The 5,367-nt window shown below is 60.4% G+C and carries 8 protein-coding genes; all 8 read left to right on the top strand.

The window, feature by feature from the left end; genetic code table 11:
* The first annotated feature begins 600 nt into the window (after positions 1-600).
* Positions 601-768, top strand: a complete 168-nt coding sequence (locus ENJ54_00270) for a Flp family type IVb pilin (GenBank protein ID HFC08283.1) — start codon at positions 601-603, stop codon at positions 766-768.
* A gap of 10 nt (positions 769-778) precedes the next feature.
* Positions 779-1,171 (top strand): hypothetical protein, encoded by a 393-nt coding sequence (locus ENJ54_00265; GenBank protein HFC08282.1) that lies wholly within the window; start codon positions 779-781, stop codon positions 1,169-1,171.
* Complete coding sequence (locus ENJ54_00260; protein ID HFC08281.1) at positions 1,171-1,602, top strand: hypothetical protein; 432 nt, start codon at positions 1,171-1,173, stop codon at positions 1,600-1,602. The genes ENJ54_00265 and ENJ54_00260 overlap by 1 nt, the downstream gene beginning before the upstream one ends.
* A 286-nt stretch (positions 1,603-1,888) precedes the next feature.
* Positions 1,889-2,308, top strand: a complete 420-nt coding sequence (locus ENJ54_00255) for a hypothetical protein (protein HFC08280.1) — start codon at positions 1,889-1,891, stop codon at positions 2,306-2,308.
* A gap of 16 nt (positions 2,309-2,324) precedes the next feature.
* A complete protein-coding gene (locus tag ENJ54_00250) occupies positions 2,325-3,569 on the top strand; it encodes a hypothetical protein (protein HFC08279.1) in 1,245 nt (414 codons plus the stop codon).
* A 2-nt stretch (positions 3,570-3,571) separates the two neighbouring features.
* On the top strand, positions 3,572-3,793 hold the full coding sequence (locus ENJ54_00245; GenBank protein ID HFC08278.1) for a hypothetical protein: 222 nt from the start codon (positions 3,572-3,574) through the stop codon (positions 3,791-3,793).
* A gap of 800 nt (positions 3,794-4,593) precedes the next feature.
* Positions 4,594-4,890 (top strand): hypothetical protein, encoded by a 297-nt coding sequence (locus ENJ54_00240; GenBank protein ID HFC08277.1) that lies wholly within the window; start codon positions 4,594-4,596, stop codon positions 4,888-4,890.
* Between the two features lie 2 nt (positions 4,891-4,892).
* The coding region (locus ENJ54_00235; GenBank protein ID HFC08276.1) for a hypothetical protein at positions 4,893-5,367 on the top strand (475 nt) is incomplete at its 3' end.

The raw sequence follows: 5,367 nt of genomic DNA, 5'->3' as shown, positions 1-5,367 counted from the left end.
CTTGCTGGCGGTGTACAACCACCGCCAGGCGCGTGAAATCCGCTCGCTGCGGGAATTGGTGGGGCGCGCGATTGTGATGCAAGAGCGCGCCCGCCGGGAAGCCAAGGCCAAAGAAATTGCCTTCGACCGCGAAGGTGCGTTGGCCTGGTTGAGCAAAACCGTGGCAGGCATGCCCTTGACCGAAGTCGCACAGGTATATCCCGACCTGCGCGCGGTGGAGATCACGGGGCCAGAGGGTCGCGCCTTGATTACGGCCACCCCGCCGGAAATCGTGCGACGGGCGTTCAAGGCGCAAAAAGCCAAAGGCACAGCTGGCCGCCTGGCAGCCTTCGCCCGCAGCCCTTTCCTGAACCCCGGCAAAGTGCAGGAAACAGGGCAAGGCGAAGGTATGGAGTGGTTCGACCTGGAAGCCGCAGCCGTGGGCCGCGCCCTGGGCGTGGATTGGGGCGCACCTGCCCGCCTGTGGGCGTTGCTGGCAAAGTGAGACCGAGAAAAATGCTTGACAACCGTTTCTCCCTTGGCTATACTTGACTGCGAAAGGCGTGTTCCCTGGACGGAACGCGCCTTTTTGTATTTCCCTACAACCAAAAGGAGGCTGGTATGTTTGAGCAATTTTCCCTTTGGATGCTGAAACAAGGGCAACGTGGACAGGGTTTGGCCGAATACGCTATTGCCATCCTTGTCATCGTCATCGTTGCCTGGGCAGCGGCAAAGGTATTGGGCGTCAATATTTCGGCGTTCATCACCGGCGTGGCCGGTCACTTCTAAAGAGGCGCTCATGAGAAAACGGCGCGGTCAGGCGTTGGTCGAGACGGCCATTGCGCTTCCTATCGTGGTTTTCGTGGCTGTCTTCGTCATCAACGGAGCGATGGCAGCCGTGGCTGCCAGTAATGCGGGCAACGCCGCGAACTATGGCGCACGCGTGGGCGCCGTGACCCAGCGCGGGGCTGCAGGCGCTGCGGTAGCGGCGGCGCGTCAGGCGTTGGCGACGGCGCCTATTGGTCATTACGAGGTCAGCGCCTCTGGCGGCGGCCCGCCCGGCAGTCAGGTCGTGGTTGTGGTGCAGTGGCGTGTCCCTAACTTGTTGGGCGCGCTTTTGGGCCTGGTTGGCGGTGGAGACGTGGATTTCCACGGTCGGGCAATGGCGACGTTCCGGCAGGAGGGGTGGTAGTGCGACGAGAAAAACATCAGCGAGGGCAGACGATGGCCTTCATTGCCGTTTTCCTCGCTGTGGTCGTGGTTCCAGTCCTCATCCTTGCCGTGGACGTCGTGCGGGCGTTCGACGTCCGCATACGGTTGCAGACCGCCGCGGATGCCGCTTGCCTGGCCGCTGTGCAGGCAATGAGCGCCTCGGCTTACCAAAACAACGGTGCCGAGGTGCTGGAGCCTGCGCGGGCGCAAGCCCAGGGGTACCGCGAATTCGACGGTACCGTACGCGATTCGGGACTGGTAGGGTACAGCCCCCGCGTGGCAATTTCCATCATTGGCCCTACGCGGGCGCGATGCGATGCCGTTGCGAGTGTGAAAACGTATGTGCCCGGCGCTCCCGTGTTGCGGGTTCACGCTATGGCTATCTCGGACGCTCGCTCGGAACGCCGTTGATTGCCCGTAAGCCGCGCGCTTTGGTGACCGACGAAGACCCCGCGGGGTCGTCGGTCACTTAGGCCGAACCCTCCCATTTCTTGCTGGGGAGGTAAGCCATGAACAACTTGCGCGCGACGGCTTGGATGACCTTGGTCGAGGTCATCATGGGCCTGGCGGTCTTACACTACTTACGAGAACAGGCGATGCGTTTGATTTTCCATACGCTTTACCTGTTTCGTTGGTAGCCTTCGAAGGCGTTGAGGGCACTTTGCCTTCAACGCCAGACCGCCAGAGGAGGCTGGCGTTGGAAATCGAACTCGACTTGTCCGAACTGCAATTGGATTGGTGGCTGCCTATCGTTTTGGGAGCCTTGCTGTTCTTTGGGTTTGTGGGGTACTGGGTCACGCCCGACGACGGGCGCATCCTTACTCCCCAGGAGTGGCAGGTTGTCCAGGCGGAGCGTCAGTATCAGCGCGAACTGACGCAACTGCGCGAGTACGGCTGTCAACTGGCGCAGTTTTTGAGTACGCAAGACCCCGTGCGTGTGCAGTTGCAGGTTCAGCGCATGATGGACAAGGTTTCCCAGATGACCTCTCCCGCTCTGGCTTCCCAACGCCGAGCCTTTGTGAACGCAGCCAATGCCGTGATAGCGTACCAACAGGGGCAGGCTTCGCGGGATGAAGCCATAGCCGCCGTTCAGGAGTTTCTGGATGCCGTTAAGTGACGTGCGCCAACAGGCATTGAGCGATTTGCTGGAAGCGGAAAGGCGGTTGCGCGCCCACGCGGAGGACGAAATCCGCGCCTTACGAGGGCTGCTTTATTCCCTGGCCAGAACCCTGGACGGTGATCGCGTCGAGCAAATTCGACGCGAAACCCCTTCAGCATTCCGCACTTGGGACGCAGAAAGGTATCAATCCTTCTTTGCTCCGCTGGTCGCCAAGCGCCAGTGGGCGAAGGTTTCCACGAACGGGAATGGCTGGCACGGCAACAACGGCAACGGCCACGGGTGCGAAAAACTAAAAGCGAAGGTGGCGCGCCTGCAGGCGGAAAACCGGCGGCTCAAAGAGCAATTGGAAGAGAGCCGCAAACATGCCGCAGATCTTGCAAACCAATTGCGCGATGTGCACCAGTTTGGTCCGTCCACAAGGCAAGAGGCGCCCACACCCGCGTTGTCGAAGGCTGCTCCTTCGACGACACCACAAGAAGAACCTTCCTCCGCCCAGGCAAACAAAGCAAGCATTTTGGAGGCGTTGGCGGAGATTCGCCGTCAACCCCCGCGTGTGCCGGCGCGCGTGGAGCACTTGTTCGACGCTGCCGTGATAGCCCGAACTCGTCAAATCATGGCGCTTTACATACTGGCGGTTTATGGGCTGGCTGTGCGGCTTGAAGTGGATTATTACATTGCGCAGGCCGAAGGCATCAAGCCGCGCAGCGGCGCTATACGTAGAAGATTGGACAAGATGGCGGAAACCGGGTTGGTTGTCTCGAAGAAGCTGTCTCTCAAAGCTCCCCGCACCTCCCTGATTGTGTTGCGGTTGAGCGAAGAGGGACGGAGGATTGCCAAGCAAATGTTCCAACGCCCTCCAGTAGAAAACGAATGGGAGCGACTGGAGCGGTTGCACGAGGGCAAGCGGTTCCCAGGGCATACCGCCGCCGTGTTGATGTTTGCAATGCACGCTCGCTTGCGCGGTTACACGGTGACGGTGCTTCCAGAAGTAAAAAGCCCCTCTCCGCCCGATGTGCTCATCGAATGGCAAGAGCGTTTGTATGTAGAGGTGGAACTGGGGCGCAAGGAGCGCCTTGCCAAATGGAAGCACAACGCCGCCCTCAACGAGGGCAAAGCGGCTTTGGTCGCAGGGACGGCCTCCCGGCGAGAGGTTTTGCGTGCAGATATTCAACGCATGGGTTTGCCGGGAAAAGCCACAGACCTCGAATATTTGTTACGCGCTCAACCTGATGCTCCGTTGTGGGTTGACGAATGGTAAACATGAGCCTGTTGGATCGCGTCTTGACCCCGGTGGAAATCCGGACGGTGGACAGCGTTCTCGACCTGCCTCCCGGCGCGAACGTCCACTACCCCGACCTCGATACCGCCTTGGCCGTGGCCCGCGCGGACGGCGGCAGGCTGTGGCGGGTGCGAGGCGAGGAGGGCGTGTGGTATGAGTGGACGCGGTTCGAGTTCAACGGAGGCGGCGACGAAGCGGCGTAGCAGCCTTGTGCGACACATTTTTTGGCCGCTAACGCCCCAAAAAGGGCGGATTTTGCGTCGGAAAAAGGCGTTTTGTGTCGCACAAGGCATATTGTGCGACAGGAAAACACGGCACCTTGACAAAAGGAAATACGGTGCGGCTTGCCCGCTTCCTTCCCGGCCCTGGCCGCGCACAGGGACGGGGCAGGTCGGTTGGAAACCCATTCCAATCCAAGACCTGCCCCGTGGCGCGGCATGGGGCAGGTGAAGGAGGTGAGATGAACAGCGTAGCAGCAATGACTATTGGGGCGAGGTTCGCCTTGCGAAGTCCCAAACGTAAACGCCCGTTCCACGGCAAGGTGGCAGGGGTGTATGCTGCTGTCGCAGAAGGGCACCCCCGCCGTGGCTGGTTCTCGGCCATAGTGCTCTTTAGAGACGAGCGGTGGCGGTTATGGGAGTTTCAAACCAGGGCCTTCTTGGACTTTGACAAAAACAGTCCGGTTTTCATCAACGAGGAGCACCCTGGTTTGATGACTGTTGCCGTACCCGCTGGCAGTCCCACTATCCCTGTTCGTTTCTTCAATCCGCCCAAGTAGTAGCCGCACCGTTTTCCGGGGCGCGGCCACCCGCCGCGCCTTCCCTGGAATTTCCGGCCCAGCCCGGGCTGGGCTGCTCACCAGCACCTTGACAAACGCATATCTGGAGGCTGCCTAACGCCTCTTTGCACCCCCGCGCCGCACCGCGGAAGGTTCTCGAATTTTCTCAAAAATTCTCACAGAGCCTTCCCTGCGTGCGGGCGGGGAAGGCAAGGAGGTGGAACGATGGCGAAACTGTTTCAGTTAGGGCAACTGCTGGCGACGCCTGGCTTTCTTGCTTTGGGGCTTGACCAGGATACGGTTTTTCGCTTGCTCCATCGCCATGTAACTGGCGATTGGAGCGAAATGGATGCGGAAGACCAAGCGGCCAACGCCGCTGCCGTGCGAACAGGGGCGCGGGTGTTCTCGGCTTACAAAGTCCGCCGCTCTGACGGCAAGGTGGTGAAAGTTTGGATCATCACCGAAGCCGTTTATCGGGGCCGGCGCGCGTCCACCACGCTTTTGCTCCCAGAGGAGTATTAGCCATGGCCGCTGAATACGCTCAAATGTACGCCTTCCTCAAGGCACACTACAAGCCAGCGCGCTTTGAGGGGCGTGGCAAGGACGTCGCGAAGCGTCTCACCCTTGCGGCAATGGAAGAGTTGCAGCGGTACGGGTACTTCACCATCTCGCGCCACGAGGCACGGGATGGAGAAGGCGGCTTCTTTGACGAGAACTTCCAACCCCTTCAAGGGCTGGAACTCTACGCAAAGATGACTGCCTCCCGCGCGTACGCACGCGAATGGTGGGAGCAAACCGCGAGCCTCTTGGTGCAGCGGTACGGGTGGAAAGCGACCAGCCCCCATCGCGTCGAGACGGGCGGCTGGCGTGTTTCCAGTGAGGCCGCCATCGCTAACATGGCGGAGGCGGTGCAATACGAACTGGAAGACCCCGAAGCCGACCCCACCTTGCCCCTGGGTGAGGTGCTGGCGTTAGTGCCGCTGGTTGATGAGGAGGACT

The sequence above is a fragment of the Chloroflexota bacterium genome (genome assembly GCA_011322445.1).
Classification (GTDB): domain Bacteria; phylum Chloroflexota; class Anaerolineae; order Anaerolineales; family DRMV01; genus DRMV01.
This window is presented reverse-complemented; position numbering and strand designations above follow the sequence as displayed.